16 protein-coding genes and 1 pseudogene are annotated in these 23,556 nt (G+C 47.6%); 14 read left to right on the forward strand and 3 right to left on the reverse strand.

Annotated features, from left to right (window positions below; all coding sequences use genetic code 11):
- Positions 1–974 precede the first annotated feature (974 nt).
- From MJB10_RS07570 to MJB10_RS07635, 14 genes are all read left to right on the forward strand, one after another.
- Complete coding sequence (locus MJB10_RS07570; protein WP_314803136.1) at positions 975–2,546, forward strand: glycosyl hydrolase 53 family protein; 1,572 nt, start codon at positions 975–977, stop codon at positions 2,544–2,546.
- Positions 2,547–2,610: 64 nt separating this feature from the next.
- Positions 2,611–3,978, forward strand: coding sequence for a hypothetical protein (locus MJB10_RS07575; RefSeq protein ID WP_314803138.1), 1,368 nt, complete (start codon positions 2,611–2,613; stop codon positions 3,976–3,978).
- Between the two features lie 112 nt (positions 3,979–4,090).
- Entirely contained in the window at positions 4,091–4,507 is a 417-nt protein-coding gene (locus MJB10_RS07580) for a hypothetical protein (RefSeq protein WP_314803139.1), read from the forward strand.
- 18 nt (positions 4,508–4,525) lie between these two features.
- Positions 4,526–5,893 carry a hypothetical protein gene (locus MJB10_RS07585; protein WP_314803141.1) on the forward strand — a complete coding sequence of 456 codons (1,368 nt, stop codon included), beginning with the start codon at positions 4,526–4,528 and terminating at the stop codon, positions 5,891–5,893.
- A gap of 19 nt (positions 5,894–5,912) precedes the next feature.
- Positions 5,913–7,445 carry a glycoside hydrolase family 43 protein gene (locus MJB10_RS07590; protein ID WP_314803143.1) on the forward strand — a complete coding sequence of 511 codons (1,533 nt, stop codon included), beginning with the start codon at positions 5,913–5,915 and terminating at the stop codon, positions 7,443–7,445.
- 155 nt (positions 7,446–7,600) lie between these two features.
- Positions 7,601–9,406: a cache domain-containing sensor histidine kinase gene (locus tag MJB10_RS07595; protein WP_314803145.1), complete on the forward strand. Its 1,806-nt coding sequence runs from the start codon at positions 7,601–7,603 to the stop codon at positions 9,404–9,406.
- Positions 9,381–11,036, forward strand: coding sequence for a response regulator transcription factor (locus MJB10_RS07600; RefSeq protein ID WP_314803146.1), 1,656 nt, complete (start codon positions 9,381–9,383; stop codon positions 11,034–11,036). The genes MJB10_RS07595 and MJB10_RS07600 overlap by 26 nt, the downstream gene beginning before the upstream one ends.
- An 86-nt stretch (positions 11,037–11,122) precedes the next feature.
- A complete protein-coding gene (locus tag MJB10_RS07605; protein ID WP_314803148.1) occupies positions 11,123–12,043 on the forward strand; it encodes an ABC transporter permease in 921 nt (306 codons plus the stop codon).
- A gap of 12 nt (positions 12,044–12,055) precedes the next feature.
- The gene (locus MJB10_RS07610) at positions 12,056–12,943 is read left to right on the forward strand and encodes a carbohydrate ABC transporter permease (protein WP_314803149.1); all 888 of its coding nucleotides are present in this window, start codon (positions 12,056–12,058) and stop codon (positions 12,941–12,943) included.
- 82 nt (positions 12,944–13,025) lie between these two features.
- Positions 13,026–14,627 (forward strand): hypothetical protein, encoded by a 1,602-nt coding sequence (locus MJB10_RS07615; protein WP_314803151.1) that lies wholly within the window; start codon positions 13,026–13,028, stop codon positions 14,625–14,627.
- A 90-nt stretch (positions 14,628–14,717) separates the two neighbouring features.
- The gene (locus tag MJB10_RS07620; RefSeq protein ID WP_314803153.1) at positions 14,718–19,076 is read left to right on the forward strand and encodes a carbohydrate-binding protein; all 4,359 of its coding nucleotides are present in this window, start codon (positions 14,718–14,720) and stop codon (positions 19,074–19,076) included.
- Between the two features lie 86 nt (positions 19,077–19,162).
- Positions 19,163–20,899, forward strand: coding sequence for an S-layer homology domain-containing protein (locus MJB10_RS07625; RefSeq protein ID WP_314803155.1), 1,737 nt, complete (start codon positions 19,163–19,165; stop codon positions 20,897–20,899).
- Positions 20,900–21,029: 130 nt separating this feature from the next.
- Entirely contained in the window at positions 21,030–21,560 is a 531-nt protein-coding gene (gene sigK / locus MJB10_RS07630) for an RNA polymerase sporulation sigma factor SigK (RefSeq protein ID WP_314805516.1), read from the forward strand.
- A gap of 62 nt (positions 21,561–21,622) precedes the next feature.
- Entirely contained in the window at positions 21,623–22,294 is a 672-nt protein-coding gene (locus tag MJB10_RS07635; protein ID WP_314803156.1) for an ABC transporter ATP-binding protein, read from the forward strand.
- Positions 22,295–22,363: 69 nt separating this feature from the next.
- Here the strand turns inward: MJB10_RS07635 and MJB10_RS07640 are convergent.
- The 3 genes and pseudogenes from MJB10_RS07640 to MJB10_RS07650 all read right to left on the reverse strand — a co-directional run.
- Positions 22,364–22,581, reverse strand: a pseudogene (locus MJB10_RS07640) (IS3 family transposase); the annotation flags it as partial.
- Positions 22,582–22,744: 163 nt separating this feature from the next.
- Complete coding sequence (locus tag MJB10_RS07645) at positions 22,745–23,035, reverse strand: aldo/keto reductase (RefSeq protein WP_314803158.1); 291 nt, start codon at positions 23,033–23,035, stop codon at positions 22,745–22,747.
- Between the two features lie 159 nt (positions 23,036–23,194).
- Positions 23,195–23,443, reverse strand: coding sequence for an aldo/keto reductase (locus MJB10_RS07650; RefSeq protein WP_314803160.1), 249 nt, complete (start codon positions 23,441–23,443; stop codon positions 23,195–23,197).
- Between the last annotated feature and the right edge of the window lie 113 nt (positions 23,444–23,556).

The following is a 23,556-nucleotide window of genomic DNA, read 5'->3' on the forward strand; positions in this document are numbered from 1 at the left end:
GTAGTACGAGGATGATGGCAGTTTTAATTTTCGCCTGGGAACTATACGGCGAGTATGACAATCTTATCACCAAGCTGCTCGTAATAGAATGTAAATCTCATGAGGACGATTCGAGATAAGCCTTATAAGGACCGTTTTCCTCCGAATATGGCTTGCCTTAGTAAGGGGTGTTAGATGCGACTCTAAGCTTTCTTACTCGGAAGTAGACAACTCTAAGCCTTGTTCATATTCCTTTTTGCTTGCTACAGGATCGCTGGCACAATACCTGACGATCTGCGAAGGGGGCCCCCGATTCCAAGCACAGTCATTTTCGCTCCTTCCATCCTGTCTAGCTCGTCATCTTGCCGTACCGGAAATAGAAAGAAATGAAGCTAAAACGCTTCTTCTTCGCCGTTCAACTGAGTCGCGGTTGAATTGATTACAAAAATGTTGGCCTTAAAACCTGTTTTAACTGGGATGCTATCCTAATTTGATGTGGGAATAATCGGGTGTACAAGGTGGAAATCATGTTACAATCTGAGGTTGAACGGTCGGCGTAAGCAGCGGTTATTTGGGACTGTTGTTTTAGGAGGAGCTTGGGGTTGTTTTCTCCGAATATTTGAATCGGGAATAGATTATACGTGCTATTGAACTGTTTACGAATGGTGCGCTCAAGGTATACGAAATTGCGGATGTGGTCTGGGAATATGGAGCGAGAAGGGCCCTGAGGAGAGTCTCGATTAGAGGACTCTCTTTTTTATAAAGAAGTACATTTACATCATGAAATCAAAAGTACGATCATTCACATCATCGTGATGAAATGGTTAAATACAGGTATAAGCCATTAGGGGGAACCGATGAATGGACACACTGCGGGATTGAAAGAACGGACAGCGGTTAGGACAATGTTCGAATTCCTTTAATCGGTAGACTCGATGCCGGATATTGGAATGACAAGGGAGCCTTGGACAAGTTTGAACGACGGAGGGAAAAGCATGCGTAAACCACTCAAAGCTTGGTTGAGATCGGTTGTTCGATCCGTTTCATTGTTCACGTTACTACTGACGATCTGGCACTATTGTCCTCTGACAGCGGAAGCAGCTGGGGAGGATTTCAGCAGCTTTATGAAGGGAGGCACGATGTCCCATGTTAGCGAACAAGAGAATGCCGGGTTTGTATACAAGGAGAACGGTGTAGCCAAGGATCCTTTCCTGACGATGGCGGATAGTGGAGCGAATTATGCCCAGTTTGACCTGTTTACGAGCAGCGGGGCCAGAGGGTTGACTGATGTGAAAGCACTTGCCATGCGTGCGAAAAATGCCGGATTACACATATCGATCAACTTCTTCTATTCGGATGACTATTCCAACTCGCTGCCTTCCGGATGGCCCTCGGACATCGCTTCGCTCAAGACCAAGGTCTACGAATACACGACCCAAGTGCTGCAGGCTTTGGATGCTCAAGGAACGAGGCCAAGCGTCGTGAAGATTGGCAATGAAATCGACGGTCGCTTCCGAGACGGCTTTCTCCTTCCAGTCGGACAGAAGAGCACCAACTACAGTAATTTCATCGCGCTACTTAAGCAAGGTGTGGCAGCAACTCGCGATTTCGACCCATCCATAAAGATAATGATCCATTCCGCCGCTAACAACACAACAGACAATCAATCGTTCTATGGTGGCCTCGTCGCTAACAACCTTGACTTTGATATCATTGCGCTCTCCTTCTACCAAAACTGGCAAGGCAATCTCGCGAACTTGAATGATAATCTAACCTATCTTGCTAATCACTTCGATAAAAAAATCGTAATCGCCGAGACCGCCTATCCATGGACGGAAACGAACTATGATACGACAACCAATCACATACCGACTGAAACGGGATATGCACATACGACGCAGGGCCAATACGATTATCTCCAGAGAATGATGGACATCATCGCTAAGGCACCCGGAAGTAAGGGGGTAGGCATGCTCGTTTGGCCGACAGACTATATCTCAACCGCCAGTCATAAGAGCGCGTGGGATAACTCAGCTTTCTGGGATAGTTTAACGGGGAACGCCGTTTCTTCAATCACTTTGTTTCAGACGCCTGTTAAGATCGGCTCAGGAATTGCGGTCAACTTACTGACAAATCCTAGCTTTGAAACAGACGGCGCTGCCACGCAATCGGTGACGGGGTGGAGTACCTGGAGTCCAAATGCGCAGTACTCGGCAGCTGATTATACGGAAACCGGCGGATTTCTGGGTACATACCGCGCTACCCATTGGAATGCGAATCCTTATGAGGTGTACACGTTTCAAATTGTAAAAAATCTTCAGAACGGTACTTACACTCTTAAGGCATGGGTTAGATCTGGGGGAGGCCAGAGTACGGCGAAGTTATTGGCCAAAAATTTTGGATCAGCTTCGTCGCTGTTTGCAACAATTCCAAGTAGCGGGGCTTGGACACAAATCACCATACCGAATATTGGAGTAACGAACGGCCAATGCGAGGTTGGCGTATATTCAGTGGCAGCCACGGGTCAGTGGCTATCGTTTGATCAGGTAGAGTTGTACAGACAATAAGCATGTGAGCCCCTGGATGTTGAACCGGGGGTTCGTCGTAATTTTTCCAATTAAGACAGAAGTGGTGAAGATGATGCTAATGGATTCGTTCAATGAAACAGATATTAAGCAAGTTTTCGGGTCTGGCATGACCTTTAGCCCGTTCCCCAAAATTCAAGAGAGGGAGAAGTGGAAACAGCTCCCTAAAGAGTTAACAGATTTTTGGATATCCGAGGCGGAGCGGTGGAAGGGGTATTCCTGGCCGATATCTTCGGCTGTACGTTTTATGGATTTTAAGAGAAATGGTAACCGTACCGATTACGAACAATCTCACTTTAATAGACGAAGCGCGCTAAGTAGTCTTGTCATAGCGGAATGTATGGAGGATCAGGGACGCTTCATGGAGGATATCATTAATCTAATATGGGCGATTTGCGAGGAATCCTTCTGGGGATCGCCTGCTCATAATGGGCATCTGAATCCTTCTCTGCATCTTCCGGATGTTCGTGAGCCTTATATTGATTTGTTTGCAGCTGAAACAGGCGCACACCTAGCCTGGTATGTTTATTTACTTGCAGATCGTTTGAATGCGTACACACCTGAAATTATTCATCGTATTCACATTGAACTCAAACGCCGCATCCTTGATGTTTATCTGACCCGTGATGATTTTCATTGGATGGGATTTAAGGATCCAAACAAGAAGGTGAATAATTGGAATGTATGGTGCAACTCCAACTGCTTGGCAGTCTTTCTATTGTCAGAGCCAGATGTCACCCGGCGCGTGCAAGGGATATTGAAGGTAATCCGCAGTATGAATCGTTTCATAGAGTCTTATGGTGAAGATGGTGGTTGTGACGAGGGCCCCTCCTATTGGGGACGTGCGGCTGGCTCGTTGTTTGACGCATTGGAAATGATCTTTCACACGTCGGGTGGGCGATTATCGATTTACAACGATCCCAAGATTCAAGAGATGGGCCGATTCAGATACAAAATGGTGATTAGTGATCATTATGCTGTAAATTTTGCAGATAGCGGTTCACGGGTAGACGTTCTTGTTGATACTGCTTATGGCTTTGGTCAAAGAATAGGAGACCGCAGATTAATGGCGCTGGCTTCCGAAGCTCTGCGGGCTCAAGGTCCGAGTGCGACGGTTACGCCTTTCAGTAGCCCATTTCGTGTGTTATATGCGCTTTTCTTGTATAAGGAGATCCTTCATTCACGTTATACAGATACTCCGTATAGCAAGGAGGTGTGGCTGAAAGATATACAGGTGATGATCGTACGGGAGCATGAAGATTCAACGGACGGTCTCTTCATAGCGGCGAAGGGCGGACATAACGACGAGAGTCATAACCACAATGACGTCGGTCATTTTATCGTATATGCAGATGGAGAGCCTCTCTTGAATCGACCCGGGTGTAGGCACCTATTCGGCTCTTACCTTCAGTGACAAGCGTTACACCATATGGACGTTTCAGTCGGCCTACCACAATGTTCCATCTATAAACAACTGTATGCAACTGCAAGGGGAAACTTACAGGGCACATGACGTTACCTGCGAGATGAAGCCGGAAGAGGCTATGCTCCGGATGAATCTTGCAGCTGCATATCCTAAGGAAGCGGAACTGGACCATTGGTACCGAACAATAGGTCTTAAGCGAGGGGGGAACGCCGAGGTTATACTGCGGGATGAATTCCGTCTTCATCATCGTCCTGGCAAAGTGCAGTTGCACTTCATGGTCCCCGTCGAGCCCAAGCTATGTAGACAACAAATTGAACTGCGATCTTCAAACGGTTCCCTATACGAATTAACCTATGATTCTAGCATATGGTCACCAAGTATCGATGTAAGAAAGTTAGAGGAATCCGAACACCGCATGATTGCTAACTGGAAGACGGAGCAGTTGTACCGGATTACGCTTGACGCTCTGCCTGGTTTGGAATCAGCCCAATCTGCTATTGTTATTCGAAAGAAGTAGAAGGTGAGGTGAAGTTTTATGCAGACATTTATCGACGCTGCGACTTACGGATTCAGTCCGGAAGCGACCGGACTCAAAAATGCAGAGGCGCTGCAGCAAGCGCTTGACGAGGGAGGCACCATTACCGTCAGTCGGCCGGGCACCTACAAGCTGGCCCGTACGGTTTATATCGGTAGCTATACCACCCTTGTGTTCGGGAATCAAGTTTTTGTGCATAAGACAGATGAAGAAGGGCCTTTCTCCCATGTGATTCTAAATAAAGGCGCACTGACTAAAATCTACGATGAGCATATAACGATCGAGAATCTCCATATTCATGTGAATGGAATGGATGTTCGAACCTTCAGCGATGTATTTGGCTTGCATGGCCAGCTCGCTTTCTTTTATGTCAAGGACCTGCGCATTGAACGATTCCGCTGTATGGATCTGGGCAAGATGCAATATGGCATTCAAATCTGTACCTTCGAGGACCTTCACATTCGGGATGTCATCATCAAGGGGGATAAAGATGGCGTCCATCTGGGCAGAGGCAAGCGGTTCCACATAATCAATGGGATTTTCGAAACCTATGACGATGCGGTTGCGCTTAATGCCCACGACTATGATGTGGGGAACCCAGAGCTGGGATGGATTGAAGACGGGGTGGTGGAGAATTGTCACGATTTGGCCCGCTCCTTCACGAATAACGATGGTGTAGGTTATTTTTGTCGAATTCTGGCGGGGGCATGGAGGGATTGGGAGCCGGAGATGAAGGTGCAGAAGTCCGACACCGTTGTCTCCAAAGGCCGGTTATACCGAGTGAAGGCGTGCCCCGATGCCGCAGTCTACGTATCGTATACCCAACCCGTACATAAACAAGGAATCGTTGAATTAGACGGGATTCAGTGGGCTATGATTCAGGAAGATGTCACTTATACCGCCGGTGTTCGGAATGTGACGTTCCGCGATATCTATTTGCGGAAAGCCAGAATCGGCTTCTCCATACATTTTGACAACGATCGCTTCAGTCGTTCGTATTATCCGGGATCACCGGTCCCAGGGCAGGAGCAGCTTGTCTTCGAGAATATTCGGGTGCTTCACGACCATAAAGTACCATTCCTCTCAGCCAATACGCCTATTGATAGGATTACGTTGCTTCATTGCAGCTTCAGAAACAGTCCCATTACCATCCATGGAAACGGGGCAATGGAAGACTATCGGCCGACCTTCATCAGCGTGATCGGATGTATATTCAATCATGAGGGAACCTTGGAGTGGATTGAAAACTCGGTTGCGAATAAGCGGATCAAGGTCAAGGCATATGCAAGTGTGAAAATGAACGATGCCGCGACGCTGCAGATCGTGCCGGGACCGGGGATGATTGAAGTGGATTTGGATATATATTAACTCAGGAGGAGGACTGTGCATGCAGGATTATCGTTTGGATGTTCTTGAGCGTGTTGGCGTTTGGGGGGACATGGGCAACGGTTACTATAGGAACCCCGTTCTGATGGCTGATTATTCCGATCCTGATGTGGTCCGCGTTGGCGAGGATTTCTATATGGTATGCTCGGAGTTTCATTTCATGGGCATGCCAGTGTTGCATTCGAAGGATCTGGTGAATTGGACAATCATTGGGCAGGTCTATGACCGGCTCGAGATGGATTCCAAATACGATTCCATGGAAAAGTACGGAAAAGGCAGCTGGGCTCCATCGATTCGGTTTCATGACGGGCTGTTCTACGTCTATTTCTGTACACCTGATGAAGGTTTGTATATGAGCACCGCTGTCAACCCCGCTGGACCATGGGCCCCGCTGCATGAAGTGGCAAGGGCTTATCGGTGGGAGGACCCATGTCCCTTCTGGGATGATGACGGCCAAGCCTATCTGGGCCGCAGCCAATGTGGGGCAGGACCCATCATTCTCCATCGGATGACGCCGGATGGGAAGTCGCTACTCGATGATGGCGTTACGATCTACGAGGGCGAATGCGCCGAAGGAACGAAAATTTATAAGCGCAATGGCTATTATTATTTAATCATTCCCGAGGGAACTGTTCCCTATGGCTGGCAGACCGCCGCGCGTTCGAGAAACCTGTATGGCCCTTACGAGAGACAGGTTGTGCTGTCTCAGCAGGACACATGGGTGAATGGCCCACACCAGGGAGGTTACGTGGAGCTGGAGAACGGGGAAGGCTGGTTTCTGCACTTTTCCCATACGGGGGCGTTGGGTAGAATTGTCCACTTGCAGCCGGTTACATGGATCGAAGACTGGCCGCTTATCGGTTATAGCAAGAACGATCGCTTCCCGGGCAAGCCAGTTACGGTTTGGAAGAAGCCTGAGGTCGGATCAAGCCATCCAATCTGCGCCCCTCAGACATCGGACAACTTCGATAGCCCGCAGCTTGGACTCCAGTGGCAATGGAACCATAATCCTGATGACAGATCGTGGTCCTTAACGGAGCGCCCAGGTTATCTGAGGCTTCGTACACAACCTGGCATCGACCTGCTTCGAGCTCGTAATGTTCTGACTCAGAAGATCATGGGCACATCCGGAGTGATAACGATTAAGCTCGATACAGCCTCCATGGGATTCAATCAACGAGCTGGAGTGGCATTAATGGGCGGACCTGAGACGCATCAGTTGTATGTGGAGAACAAGGGAAGGAAGAAGGGAATCGTTGGCATCCTTGCAGGAGAGGCGGTTCAAGGACCGGAGCTGATACAAACAGAGGTTTGGTTCCGAATTACCATTCAACTATGTTCTCAGATTACGTTCTACTATAGTCTGGATGGGTGGAACTATCAGCATTTCTGGAGAAATGCCCAGGTTCAGAATGGGTACTGGAAAGGCGCCCGCGTTGCATTGTTCACTTATGAAGGGCAGGAAGGGCACGTAGACATTGAGTGTTTTGAGTATAGGCACGACGGTCCCGGCGGACAACTAGAAGCTGAATGAATCCAAGCCATGGAAGTGTAATTTAAATGTAAGAAGGCCGCTTCAGGGTAACGCTGGGCGCCTTCTTTTTGTATTTGCCTATGAAGTAATGACAAATGAATATTGGAAGCGCTATTATCATCGTATAAGATATATCAGAGTGTGGGGGGATTGCTGTGCTTCGATCATTTCATTCCAAGCTATTAGCGCTGCTTATAGTCATTTCGTTAGTACCTATGTTCATTATGAGTACCTACTCGTATCGAGTATCCGTTCAAGCCGCCGAGCAGAACGCCGGCCATTCGATGGAGACTGCATTGGAGCAGATGGGCAAGAATCTGGACTTTCAAGTGAGAACATATAGGAGATATATGGACTTCTTTGTTTCCTATAATGAGCTTAAGGCCGTCATTTTCGATAATACGTTCTCTCCGACTTCGCTGGCAACGTGGGTGGCTAACCGTAAGTTGGAGTCCATGTTAAACGGTTTATTTCTTTACGAAGATTCGATAGCGTCAATTGCCTTCTATAAAAATAACGAATTAGTATACAATTACAAAGAGCTCAATGGAAATACCCTCAGGAGCTTTGGGAAATCCGTGAATTATTCGGAAGCTATGGCTTTAAGAGGCGGGATACAGATGAGCTTCTTGCAAACCGTCAATGAGGAGAATGGAAGCAAGGAGAACTATTATGTGTTTGGCAGAAGATTGTTTAAGGACCAACAGGTCAGCGATTCCACTTCAGCGGGAGTGTTTATCTTCGTTCCTGAAAAAAACTTTGCAGATATCTTCCGCACAACGAATAACCCAATAGCAGGGTCAGCATGGATTACCGATAGCAACGATCACATTTATTCCCGGTCAGATGGAGAGGAAGACGAAAGACTCCTTCCTTCCCTGAACCTACTCTCGGATTTGCCGCAGCAATCGGTGCGGGGGAGTTTCCTGCATGAATATGAGGATAGAAAATTCATTGTCGGCTACTACCGTTTAGACCGGTGGGGGCTTCAAATTGTTCAGGCTATTCCACAGGATGTCTACACGGCGAAAATCCGAACCATAGCTAAATCCACCATTTGGATGAGTTCTATATTGCTTGTCTTACTGTTGCTGTTCTCGGTGTCATTCGCGCATAAGCTTTCCGATCCTGTCCGCCGTATGGTTAGTGCGATGAGACAAATCCAGTCGGGAAATTTTGATGTGCAGCTTGAGTCTAACTTTACTCAAGAATTCAACTTACTCGCTAAATCGTTTAACTATATGGCCGTGAGGCTGAAGGAACAGGTGATTCAGCTTGTTGCCGAGGAGAAGCGGCGAGGGGAAATCGAGTATCACATGCTGCAATATCAGATCAATCCCCATTTTGTCAACAACACCTTGGGATCTGTTCGGTTATTCGCAATGACCAAGGGGGCAGACGAGGTTGCGGAAGTTTTGCACTTGCTAGCTCGTTTATTTCAGCGCACGTTAGGAAGTTCAGCGAGGCTGGTCCGCTTGCGCACCGAGTTGATGCACTTGAAGGATTACATTCGTATACACCAGATGCAGTATATGGACGAGTTGCAAGTTTCCTTTCAATGCGATGATGAGCTGATGGAGGGTTACGTCCCCAACATGCTTCTTCAACCACTGGTGGAGAATGCCCTGTTTCACGGTATCCATTCAGCCACGGGAGTTCCGCAAATCACGATTGGAGCACGCAAGGATGCTCAGGATCTTATTTTGTTTGTGCAAGATAACGGATTGGGCATGAGTGAAGACAAGTGGAAGGAAATCTTATATGGCGGCGACTCGCTTTCGAATCGACTTAATAAAATCGGGGTTAAAAATGTTGATCAACGGCTGCAGCTGCATTACGGCCCTGCCTATGGCGTGTCCTTAATGAGTAAAGAAGGGGAAGGAACAAGAGTAGAAGTTCGGTTACCTTATCAGATCAATATGGAGGAATTCGAGCATGAAGAAAATCATCATCACGGATGATAACCGCATGGTTGTAGAGTCTGTCGCCCAGCTACTTCCGTGGACACAATTGGGCTTTGAGATTGTTGCGAAGGCATATGACGGAGTTCAAGCTCTTGAGGCACTCAAGCGACGTGGCGCTGATATTGTTATCTCGGATATCAAGATGCCGAATATGGATGGCTTGCAGCTGATCCGGGAAATGAAGAAGCTTGGACTGGATGCCAAAACCATTGTGTTAAGTTCTTACAATGACTTCGACATGGTTCGGGAAGCCATGCGACTAGGTGCTTCGGAATACATTCTGAAGACCGAACTCGACCGTCAGACTCTCTCCCAACTGCTCATTGCACTGGCAAGTCAACTCGATCAGGAACGGGAGGCGCTGGATAATATCGGGAAGCGGGACGAATTGTCGGAATCGGAGATCTTGCGTCTCAAGGAGATGGATAACGAGCTGAGACGCAATCGCGTATACATCAGGGACCAACTGCTCCGTGGCTTATGCCTCGGGCATTTGCCCGAGGAACAGTTTCTCCAGCAGTGCAAGAGTTATCTTGAGATCCGATATGTGTCTGGTATGCATGCCTTATTATACCTGGTTGTGGACAATTTCCAGAATGTACTCGATATGAGATGGAGAGGGGATGAGCAGCTGCTATCTTTTGCTGCTATGAATGTAGTAGAGGAGTTACTCGATCGAAATGTTCGGGCAGATCTCTTCTATAACGGATCGGGAGAATTCGTTGTATTGGCCTGCTTGGAATCAGATGGAAATAATTCCTATGAATATTGGGAGAGCCTCTTCACTCAGATTGCCGAGGCACTCGAGCAATATTTTCGAATTCGTATATCCGGTGGCTTGAGTTTGGACAAGGAAGATCATTACCCGGTTTCGAAGCTCTATGTACAAGCGCTCGAGGCAAGTCAGTTTCGCTATATTCTGGGGAAGGGCAAGCTCATCACGGACCAAGATGTGATGCAACGGAGAAATATGTCCAGCAATACAAGTCCCAACCGCTTTGAACGAGTCGATATGCTGCGAAATGCCCTGCATGCTTCACACCCTCAGTTGCTCATAAAGACAGCGGACTCGTTAATGGTTCGCCCGGAAGAAGTCACACCGGAGAACTTCAGGGAAGCGCTCAGGCTCTATGAGAAATACTCCTTTATTCTAAGTGAGTTTCTGGAGAAGAATGGCTTACGTTCAAAATGCCGCAGCCTGTTGGAGAGTTTCAATGAATTCCTTTACGACCGGGAAGCGATCCCCGAGCTGAATGCCCGGTTTCTTGATATATTAAGACGTATTTCCGAGGAAATGGCGACAGGTAACAGTCATGTCCGTCTGTTAATGAAATTTGTCCAAGCCCATTACAAAGAGGAAATTACGCTTCAAACGGCATCCGAGCAACTCGGGGTAAACAGCGCCTATCTGGGAAGACTGGTGCAGAAGGAACTGCAGGTTAACTTCTCGGAATACTTGAACCATTACCGGATTGAGCGTGCTAAAGAGTTGTTGTTAGAGGGCAAACTCAAGATCTACGAGATTGCTGAGGCGGTGGGATACGGGAGTACGGAGCATTTCAGCAGAATGTTTAAAAAGGTGACGGGTCTAAGCCCCAAAGACTACTCAAGCGGCAAATTAAAATGATTGCATCATGAAATATACAGTAAGATCATTCAGATTGGTCGTTCCTCCTGATAAGATTGAACCATAAGAAATAGGAGGAACCGCCAATGAACACAACATTAGTGACTCACACTCTACTTAAGCTAAACAGACAAAAATACTTGTTTATGCTCTTACTGCCAGGCCTTGTATACTTTATCATCTTCAAATATGTCCCGATGTATGGTGTCGTGCTGGCCTTCAAAGAGTTCAATCCGATGGATGGTATCCTGGGCAGTCCTTGGGCAGGAATGAAATACTTTAACCAAATTTTTCAATCCGATTCCATTCATCAGGTCGTTTACAATACGCTGCGAATAAGTCTGCTAAAGCTCGTATTCGCCTTCCCGGCTCCGATCATGTTTGCTTTGCTGATGAATGAACTTGCCGGCAATGCGTTCAAACACGCGGTTCAAACCATCTCTTATTTGCCTCATTTTCTCTCCTGGGTTGTTATCTCTGGACTCATCTTTCAACTATTATCGCCTAGCTACGGTTTATATGGTTATGTAGCGAATATGTTTGGCTGGAAGACACAGGTTTTGCTAGCACAACCGAATACGTTTCTAACGATTCTTGTATCCTCTGAAATATGGAAGGAATTTGGATATGGAAGTGTTATCTATCTGGCGGCAATTGCGGGGATCAGCGGTGAGTTGTATGAAGCGGCAAGAATGGATGGGGCTGGCCGGTTCAAAATGATGGTTCATATTACTCTACCAAGCCTGCTTCCGATTATCAGCATCTTGTTTATCCTGCAGCTTGGGCATGTATTGGATGGGGGCTTTGACCAGATTATGAACTTGTATAATCCATTGGTGTATGGGGTGGCCGATGTTGTCGACACCTATGTATACCGGATGGGTCTGGCCAACTTTCAATATAGCTTCGGTACGGCGGTAGGCCTGTTTAAGGGTATCGTTGCAATGATTCTAGTAATCTCTACCAACTATATAGTCCGCAAAACAACAGACCATTCCATATGGTAGCAGGAGGTATACATGAGAGTACATAAAAGTTTTGCCGAGCAGCTTTTTAATATCGGGAATATAGCCGTCATGTGCCTGGTCTGTATGACGATTATCTATCCGTTCTGGCAGCAGGTTGTCCTGTCATTTAGCCGTCCTGAGGATGCCCAATTGATTGGTTTGCACCTCTACACCACTCATCCTACTTTAGATTCGTTCCGAAGAATTTTTATGGGCTCAACCATTTACAAGGCCTATTATTGGACAATCGTCCGCACGGTGCTCGGCACCATTCTAACGGTTGGTGTAACCACGATGATGGCCTATCCACTCGCGAAAGTGTACTTGCTCGGACGTAAATTTTGGATGTGGATTGTCGTATTCACGATGTTTTTCAGTGGTGGCCTGGTGCCGACGTATCTGCTAGTGAAAAATCTGCACTTGACCAATACGATCTGGTCGCTCGTTCTGCCCGGCCTTGTCAGTGCGTGGAACATCATAATTATACGGAACTTCTATTATTCCATCCCGGATGAATTGGAAGAGAGTGCAAGGATGGATGGAGCCCATGATATGTACATATTCGTCCGCATCATTTTTCCACTGTCTGCTCCTGTCATCGCTACCGTAACCTTATGGACGTTGGTAGGAAACTGGAATGCTTGGTTTGATGCGCTCATGTATATTACCAATAATAAGATTAAGGTTCTGCAGATTGTGCTTCGAGAGGTACTGAATGACGCTAACCAGATGTCGGGTGCGAACCCGTCAGATGTTGCGGAATTGGCAGGGCAGCAATATACACCGGAATCTATAAAAGCGGCCATCCTTATGGTTGTCATTCTTCCGATTGTCTGCGTATATCCCTTCTTGCAGAAGTATTTTGTCAAGGGAATCATGGTTGGGGCTGTTAAAGGCTGAAAAATTCGGAGTTTCCCATTGCTCGATATAAGGACGAATGTCTTTATATATAATTCATCAATCATTATGGAGGGGTTTATTCATGCAAAAAAGACGCATTCTTACAGCGATCACAGCGTCTATTCTAGCGGTCTCGCTCGCAGGCTGCTCCTCGTCATCGACTACGACCAAGAAGGATGCGGCGACAAGCGCACCGCCCAAGCAGTACTCGATCAAAATCTTCACCTCGCGGGTTCAGCCAAATCCGGAATCCGAGGCCATCAAGCAATTGGAAGGGAAGCTCGGTCAAAAATTAGAAATAATGTCGGTTCCAGATGCCAATTACGCGGAAAAGTTGAACCTGTACTATGCTTCCAATGATATGCCGGACGTGTTCGATGCTAGCAGTAACGAGGAAATCCGCAAGAACGGTACAGCCAAGTTCACAGAAGATGAGCTTAAGAAGTACATGCCATTGTCCTATGCAGCAGCACTGAAGCAATATCAAGACTTTGGCATTGAGAAGCAGAAGGTGTTCGACCGATTCTCGGTAGACGGGAAACTTGCATCATTCTCAATGGGCGGTAAAGAACTGACATATCCTTACGGCCTAGTGGTTCGTCAGGATTTGCTTGAGGAATTCGGACTCCCGATGCCGAAAACGTTGGAGGATTGGGAGACCTTCTTGAAAGCGTACAAGCAGAAATATCCGAACAAATATCCATTGAGCGCACGGGGAAAAGATCTGATTCGCCAGTCCTTCTATGCTTTCATCGCGGCCTTCGGTACATCCTATGACACGTGGCAAATGAAGGATGGCAAGATCGTCTACGGACCAATGATGCCAGAAATGCGTGATGCGCTGGAGCTGCTTGCCCGCTGGTACAAGGCTGGTTATATTAACCCAGAGTGGATTACGATGGATAATGCCGCTTTCAATAATGATTGGATCAACGGTAATACCGTCATTAGCCAATTTAATAGGTTGGACACGGTCATTAAGGCACCGTACACGCCGGGCTCTCCTTATGACTTGCTGTCGGGCAAAAATGCGAAGGCCAAGTTCGAATGGGTGCCATTCCCGAAATGGAAAGACAGTGTGAAACCGGCAGTTAACACCTACGAAGGGATCACCAACATCGGGGTCAGCTTCGGCAAGCAGCTAGAGAAGGACCCGGATAAGCTTCATGCTGCAATGGGGGTAGTCGATAAGATCATGAGCGATAAAGACTCGTTCATGCTTCGCAGCTATGGTGTTCTAGGTAAAACCTACGATTTGGTGGATAATATTCCTGTCGTGAAGAAAGAACTCAATAATACGGATGGTAACGTGAAGGAAGGCTTCGCCTGGTTATTTAAAGGTGCCCCTGGTTCGAATTGGGATCTTGTGAAATCAACGAAAACTCCATATTACCTCGATAACTTGAAGAAATATGCTGAGGATGCATCAGGCCAGTATTCTAAAGCGAATACAGAATGGGCATTCTCACGTGTAAACGGTCCACTTATTTCACCGTCTGGTGAAAATCTGGATGCCAAAGGTAAGGCGAAAACCGAGGAGTGGGGCCTCATGTTCGCCAGCGTTATTGTTGGTAGTAAGTCACTGGCGGACTTCGATAAGTTCATCGAGTCTTGGAAGAAGGAATGGGGGAACGACGCTACGGAAGCTGCGAATCGTCTCTACCTGAAGCAGTGGCAGAAGTAAGCATGTAATGAGGGAGGAGCAGGTCTTGCATCTTTAATGGCCTGCTCCTTCTAAATTGAAAATCCAAATTATGATGAATGGGGGCTCATTATGAAAAGGTATAATCGACTGAGGTTTACCTTTGTTTTCGCTTGGCTTGCGATCATTACTTTGGTGGCACAATCCTTTTTATATCTTAACCCTGTAAGCGCTTCAGGAACGATTATCCAAACGACACCTGGGTCAATAACGTTCAACACACCCGCAGACATAGCAGCCCGTAATAACAAGGTGAACAATGCGGGTACTCCTGTGAATGGCGTTTATCCGAAAGTTTATACGTACAATACGGGATGGATCAAGTTCTCCAGTGTAAACTTCGATAATCGTTATACCAAGTTTGCGGCAACCTTCGGCGCAGCGTTAAATGATGGCGCCCTCCTTCGGGTTCGCTTAGATAGCACAACAGGGACCGAAATCGGAAACTTGACAGTGAAGGCTTCTACCGCTTGGACGAAGTCGATAAGTAGCTTGGCACCGCTTGCTGATGTTACGGGAGTCCATGATGTGTTCATCAGCTTCGAGTCTACGACAGCAGGCCTGACAGGATCGATTGACCTGTACGGCATCACCTTCTACCAGAGCAACACAGTTAGCCTTACGTTCCCCCAGCAGGTGTTCGACCAGCAAGGAACCGTGGCGAATGGTACGTATTCATCCATTTCCGATAACAGTTGGGTGAGATTCAAGGATGTTGACCTTGGTAATGGTGTTGCAGGCTTGTCGGCCAATTACTCGGCTCCAGCAGGCAGTGGCGCCAAGGTCTCCGTATATTTGGACAGCTTGACAGGTGGCACTCTCCTTACTGAATTTGAAACAAAGACCACAACAGCCGGCAGTACATTCGAGCACCCGATTCAACAGATTGCCAAGGGCGGTTATAAGGGAGTACATGATGTATTCATTCGATTCTCGGCGAATAGCGCAGGCCAAGCGGCAGCAGACTTCTATTCCTTAACCTTCTATCGGGATACGACCATCAGTCTTGATGCTAGGGCAGATCTGGGTGCATCGCCGGTATCGGGAACTGACTACTCGGGTGTTTCGCTCTCTAGTACCAAAGTTTACTCCAACAATGGCGCTTGGGTTCGATATGCTGCTGTCAACTTCGATGAGGGCTTTACTTCCGTTGTCGCCAAGTATGCGTCTCCAACAGGCTACGGCGCGAAGGTAACGCTTAAGCTGGATGACCGAACGAACGGCCCAACCATTGCATCCTTCGAGACGAAAACCACTGTGAGCTGGACGGCGGAGTGGGGGGATTCAATCCCTTTGACCCAGGCTGTATATGGTGTTCATGATCTTTATGTTCTGTTCAGCGCGAACGCTGCAGGAAAAGCGAATGCCGATTTCTATACCGTCAACCTGGTCGGCTCCAATATCGGCAATGGAGCAACAATAGTCAGTGTACAGAATACGAACGGGACCGCTAACACGGCAACCGTTACGCAATTCGCAAACAATGGGACATACGCATTGCCTGCAACTACAGTAACAGCCACGATGAGCGACGGGACGACCCGAAGCTACAGTATGAGCTGGCAGCCACAAGTTTTGGATACATTGACAGCAGGTGTGAAGACGGCAATCGGAACGATTGCAGGAACCGATTACTCGACTTTGTTCACTTTAACGGTAAATCCTGCAGTTGGCGATGGCATCGTCCGGAATATCACGATTGATCCTACTCGGATCGTGAAGAATCTTCCGTTCAACCCGATTGGGATCAACATCGATCACTACTTGGATTCTGACATCTATAATCCGAGCCGTGCAAGACCTTTGACAGAAGCGCTTCAGGAACTTGGTGTGAAATCACTACGCTATGCCGAAGGCGACTCCGGTGACAGCTACCTGTGGACACAAGCGCCCTATCCGACAGTTCCTAATGCACCTCTAAGTCCGAAGTCATTGGTGTTCAACCCAAGCGCATTTCCGTTCAACCAAGCTACCAATTATAATTCCGACGGCACCTTGAAAAACATCATGGACGTTAATGAATTTTTCCAGATAACCAAGACCATTGGAGCTGAGCCCTTCTATATTGTCGGCATCGATGCGGGCGTGTTTACCACACCGGCTAACGGCTATAATCTTGGAATGGCCAAAGCGAAGGAAGCTGCGGTTGAATTGGTCAAGTATGCCAAGCTTAACAACCGACCGATTAAATACTTTGAGATCGGCAATGAAACCGACTTGAAGAATGATTCACAAGGCATTGCCAAGTGGGATCCGGTGCAGTATGCCAATGTGGTCGTTGAATTCTCGCAAGCGCTTAAGGCGGTTGATCCGAATATCAAGATTGGGCTCAGTGGCGGGCTCTCCAACTGGACAGCTTGGCTCGGCGCGGCTCTGCCGATTTGTGTGAACGATATTGACTTTATCGTGGCACATCAATATATCCAGAACTGGGTTTGGGTGCCGAGAGATCCAAACAATCCGAGTAAAGACAGTATTTTAACCGCAATGGATAGTCTTGTGGCTCAAGGCAAGATTACTGTCGCTGACCGTCAGCGCATCAAGCTGGAAGTAACGGAGTTTAGCTCCTACACGCCCAATACACCGAAAGCTAACGACATGTCAGCAGCATTGAATAATTTCGAAAAAATATATAACTTAATGGAAATACGAGAAGTGGAATACATGCATTTATGGATCACTCGTTGGTTTGGCGACAGCGCAACTAACCTTAGAGATATGATCGCTATTGGGCCAAATAACGAAATCTTGCCTATGGGACGATCCTTGCAGGTATGGGCGACCACGCTGAAGGATCAACTGGTCTACTCCGATCATTCGAAATATACAGACGTTAACGATGTAAAGGCTTATTCTACGTATTCGCCGGATTCCAAAGAAATGACGGTATACCTGGTGAATAAATTCAACAATACCAACGAAGTTGAGCTTACCTTCAACAATTATCTGCCAGACGCTTCGAATGAAAAATGGGTCTGGAAAGGTACCTACTTGGGCGATAAGAACCCGACTTGGGGACCGGCAGGAACCGTGCCTGTCGTTGACGGCAAAATCAGGTTAACACTGGACCGTGCATCCGTTACGGTACTGAAGCTGAAGGCAAGCAGCAGCAAGGACATTACATCCTTCACCGTTCCGTATCAGATGGGCAGCAGCGTCATTGATGTAACCAATCATACGGTTTCCTTCAAAGTTCCACTTGGTACGAATGTATTAGCCATGATGCCGTCCGTGACGACTTCCGCCTACGCTACGGTTACTCCTGGTCCTGGCGTGGCTGTAGATTTTACGAGTCCGGTGAGCTACACTGTGCAAGCGGAGGACGGGTCTACTCAGTTGTGGACCGTAACCGCAACTCCCTCGGCAATGAGCGATATAATGACCGGTCCGAACAGTGTGAATGGCGGAGCCAGCTTTACCGTCAAATACGGGGTCGCCAATGTAACACAGAGTGTCTACAGCAACGTGTATGCCCAGCAGCTTCTATTGACTTACGATCCCACTGTATTGGAATTTACTGGCGCCACCTCTTTGAAATCGGGGTACACGATTGCAGCATTGAACACCTCAACACCTGGACAGATCAACTTCTTATTGGCAAGCTTGGGTTCGAGTGGCGCAATTACGGCTGATGGGGACTTGGTTCAGCTTAATTGGAAAGCGAAGAGTGTGGTACAATCCGCTTCCGCCGTCATCAAGTCCTCCTCGATCTTGGCCGATGGCTTGGGTAGGGAGATGTTGTCCTTTACCAGCACACTGCCTGTTCAAGTGATTTTTGTAGATAAGTCTGCTTTGGCAGCTGAACTTCAAACCGCTCTATCCCTATATAATGGAAGCACGGAGGGGAACGTGAACGGGCAGTATGCTTCGGGATCCCGATTAGGGCTTATGAGCGCCATACAATCTGCACAAGCTGTGTTTAATAATCCGGAATCCTCAAAGTCGCAGGTAGAGGCAGCAGTTACCTCTCTTCAAACGGCGGTTCAAACCTTCCAGTATGCAGTGGTAACAGTCGATAGAACGTTACTCGGGAATACCCTTGCGAGCGCACAGGCGGCTTATAACTCTGCTGTGGAAGGCATCTTGATCGGACAGTACCCGATCGGGTCCAAAGCAACATTGCAGCAAGCGATAGCGGCGGCGAGCGCCGTATGGAATACGGCTGCCGTGTCACAACAACAGCTTACCGAAGCAGCAGTCACACTCAATCAGGCACAAAATGCATTTGCTGCCAAAGTCAATGTACGCAAGCGCACAGATGTCAACGGGGACAGTAGGACTGGGATTGGAGATCTTGCATTAGTCTCCGCCAATTATGGAATAACGAGTGTTAGCCCTGGTTGGGAGGGCATCAAGCTATGTGATGTTAACGGTGATAGTGTTATTGATATCGTAGATTTATCCTTGGTAGCATCAAGCATTGTGCAGTGATGTAAGGGCAGGTGGGCTCTGGTAACAGGGTCCACCTGTTTCATAGGGATGAATACTGTGATCGATGAAAGGATGGGAAAAACTCTATGAAAAAGAAAGCACATTTCTTGTTATTCTTGATCGCTGTTATGATTTGTTCCTTAATTCCGACATGTGTTTTTGGAGAGGCCGCAGGCGAAACCCTCACGGTTGACCGTCAGGAGGTATCTCCGTCCAGTACTTTCACGATTACGGGTTCGGCGCCGGTAAGCGATCTGTACGGATTCGAGGTTAAGCTTACTTACGATCGAAGCAAGCTTGAGTTCGTGAATGCGGTTTCGAAAGTAAGTGGAGGAGCGGGATTCGCAGTCGGTCCCATCCTTAAAGATAATGAAATTGTCTATGCGTATACGAAGACGGGGAATCAAGCCGGCAATAATGGAACATTAGCATTGTTCAACATGACGTTTCGAGTAAAAGACGGGGTGAGCGGAAAAGCTCTGATAACATGGAACAGCCTGAAGATGGTCAAAGCGACTGATCTTGCAAGTACAACTGTATCGCCGTTGGTGTCGACTACGGTAACGATTAATGCGGGGGAGTCTACACCTACGTCTGCACCTACTCCTACCCCAGCACCAACCTCTACTGCCATCGCAGCACCTCCGACCGGCGGAGTGGTGTTACCTCCTTCGCCTTCACCAACTTCCACATCTACGACGCCAACCTCTGCAACGCCTACACCAACATCGAGTGGAGTCCCATCAGCAATTCCGACTCCAGTTGTTTTGAATCCGACAGTAACCAGTGGAACTTCAGTCGAAGGAACAAAGAGCTATGCTCAAGTTCTTCCAGTATCGGTTCTACAGAGCGGCTCGAGAACTCAAAGGCTTCAAATTCAATCACGTGTGGCAGATGTGGAATTGCGGGCTAATGCAATTCCAGCGAATGACCTTGTGAAGGCTTCAGAAGTTAAACTTGTCATTTCCGAGGTGGATAAAAGCAAGCTTGAGGCCTCAATTGCTCAGAAAATTGGAAATAAAGCGATAATCGATCTCAAGCTCCTTCTTAACGGCCAACCTTATGAATGGAAAAATAACGATGCTCCGGTAACGGTAAGCATCCCCTATACCCCAACGCCTGAGGAACTTAAGCTTCCAGATCAACTCGTGGTGTGGTACATCGATGGAAGCGGCAACTTCACGAAGGTTCCCTCTGGACGGTACGATTCTTCCGACGGCAAGGTACGCTTCACAACAACGCATTTCAGCTCCTATGCGATCGGTTACGACCGGAAGATATTCTCCGACTTAGCAGGTTATGAATGGGCTAAGGAATATGTAGAGGCATTGGCCGCGAAGGGCATTGTTCAAGGTACTTCCGAGTCAGCCTACAGTCCAGGTGCTTCGATCACTCGAGCAGATTTTGCCGTGCTTCTGACGAAGACTCTCGGCTTGACAGGGAACTCCCCGACATCATTCGTAGACGTACCATCGGAAGCTTATTATGCTGAGGCAGTGTCCATCTTGAAATCGTTGGGCATAGCACAGGGTGATGAGAATATGCAGTTCCACTCATCGCATTTCATAAGCAGAGAGGATATGATGACTCTCACTGCACGTGCACTTATCCTACAAGGCCGATTAACGGACTCGGATAATGAGGCTGTATTGAGCAGATTTATGGACAGTCAGGAATTGGCCAATTATGCGTCTAAACCAATTGGGAATCTTGTCAGAGCAGGAATTGTTGAAGGAAGCGGAACGCACTTGTATCCGAAAGAAGCGACCACAAGAGCAGAAGCGGCCGTATTCCTATACCGGATATACCAGAAGATTTGGTAGTGAGATGCATTTTCTAAAGTAGCCCGTCTTCAGCTAAGATGGGTTGCTTTCCTAATCGAAGTTGAAAAATGAAGGCTTCACTATACCATACGTCAAGCTGCTGGTTTACATGTTTAGATAGTAATCAGAAATTACCTTGCTTCGTGTCCACATCCTCAAAAAATTCGACAATACGGGGGAAGATTTGGAAGATTTGATCTCCATTGGGACGATCGGATTGATCAAAGCTATCGAATCCTTTTCCCCAAACAAAGGGACCAAGCTGGCGACATTTGCGGCGCGTTGTATTGAGAATGAGATCTTGATGCATCTGCGATCCTTAAAGAAAACGCGCAAAGATGTGTCTCTGCATGATCCCATTGGAACGGACAAAGAGGGGAATGAAATTACTTTGATCGACATCCTCGGCAGTGAAGCGGACGATGTGGTGGATGCGGTGCAGTTGAAGATTGAGAAGTCGAAGATTTATCGCAATCTGGAAATATTGGACGACCGGGAGAAGGAAGTCGTTGTTGGGCGGTTTGGACTGGAATTGGGTGGGGAAGAGCGGACGCAGCGGGAGATTGCGAAGGAGCTGGGTATCAGCCGCTCCTATGTGTCCCGGATCGAGAAGCGGGCTCTCATGAAGCTGTATCATGAGTTTTATAAAGCAAAACGGTAAGTCGTTAGGTCGCTGCATCGTATTCTTCATTTATTTGGCTTCAAATAATGGGGGCGAAATCTATGACAGCCTTAATTCAAATGGAACATGTGAGTAAGTTTTACTTCATGGGCGGGGAGACGATTCGAGCGCTGGACGATATCTCGTTAGACATCGCGCAAGGCGAATACGTAGCCATCATGGGGCCTTCAGGCTCTGGCAAATCCACCCTGATGAATATTATCGGGTGTTTGGATGTGTCAGACGAAGGCCAGTATGTCCTTGATGGTAAGCAGATTCATGCTATGAAAGATTCGCAGTTGTCCGAGATTCGGAATCGGAAGATCGGGTTTGTTTTTCAGAGCTTCAACCTGCTGCCGAGGTTAAGTGCGTATGAGAATGTGGAGCTTCCTCTCATTTATCGCGGACTATCGAGGAAGCAGCGGGAGCCGCTAGTATTGCAATCGCTAGAAGCTGTGGATTTGCTAGATCGAAGGAAGCATTTTCCTTCGGAGCTTTCTGGCGGGCAGCAGCAGCGTGTTGCGATTGCGCGCACGTTGGCAGGCGATCCGCCGATAATTTTAGCAGATGAGCCTACAGGTGCGCTGGATTCGAAGACGGGCGCGGAGATCATGGATATTTTCAGGCGATTGAATGAGCAGGGGCGGACGATTATTGTGATAACGCATGATCGACAGGTTGCTGAGCAAGCGAAGCGGATTGTACGGTTTCGGGATGGGCGGTTGGTGTATTGAGTTTGGAATGAAGAAATAAAACCCGTGCAAATTAAACTGTACCCCTTGTAAAGGACATTTTAAAAAAGTCTAGGCAGATTGAAGTAGATGATCTCTGTATTGAACAGGGGTCATCTTTTTTAAATTCCATTCAAACAGGGCTTGATGGAGGCCTGATCTTTAAAATGACCGAAAAAGGATTCCTGAGGGGCATTGTCCCAGCAGTTTCCCCGCCTAGACATGGATTGTTTTAGTTTCATCTTCTTAACCATTTTTTGAAAGTCTGGATGTGAATAATGGGATCCTTTATGACATGGTCGTCGTTCCCCCAATAATTCCGCGGCCAATTAAAGGGCTGAAGACGTTCAAGAAGCTCGTCAGATAGGTAAACACCATCGGAGACTTTTAGGTTGGCTTCCAGTTCATATAGGGACTTCATGCCTGGAATCACACAACTGACGTGGGAATTAGTTAAACAGAAGCGTATGCGACCTCTGCCAGATTGACTTGCGACTTCCCGGTGACTTTTTTTATTACCCTTGCTATAATTCCAACGCCATGAGTTGCGCATACAGGGAACAGCTCTTGGGCGGGGCGCTGCTCGAACAGGTTGTAAACGACTTGCTCCGTAGCGATCCACCCGGACTTGGCAATTGGAATGCCATCTTCGGGACGATAATCCCGGATCGAGACGCCAATTTCGCGAATTTTACCTTCCCGCTGCAGATCCTGCAGAGTATCTAGCCATTCCAGATGTTCCATCCCCCTCGGGAACCAGCCATGCAGTCAGTTGATATAGATCTATCGCTTCTACATCCAATCGGCGCAAGCTCGACTCGCATTGCGCTCGAATGTACTCTTTTGGGTATCTACCTGACATGTTGGGATTAGAATCTGCAGGATCCGGCCATGATACTGGCTTTATTTGGATGCAATGTAAATGGGTGCCCCCGTCCACTTTTTTAGGGCTTTGCCAATCACTTCTTCCGCTCTACCGTCTCCATATGCGCTGGCCGTGTCGACGAAATTGATGCCGTTTTCCCATGCAGTTAACAACGTCCGAATGGACTCATGGTCTTCGGTTGGTCCGGTGCAGCCGCCTAGCTGCATGGTACCGAAGCCGATCTCTGATACTTGCCAACCTGTTTTGACAAAGGTGCGATATCTCATTTTAGACCTCCATAAGTCGAAATTTTAGATTATACTTACAATAGTAATTGTAAAGTTTATTGGGCCGTTTTTCTTAGGGATTCAGATAATTCATTTGGAGAAAAGGATAACCA

Origin of the sequence: Paenibacillus sp. MBLB1832, assembly GCF_032271945.1 — a bacterium.
Classification (GTDB): domain Bacteria; phylum Bacillota; class Bacilli; order Paenibacillales; family NBRC-103111; genus Paenibacillus_E; species Paenibacillus_E roseopurpureus.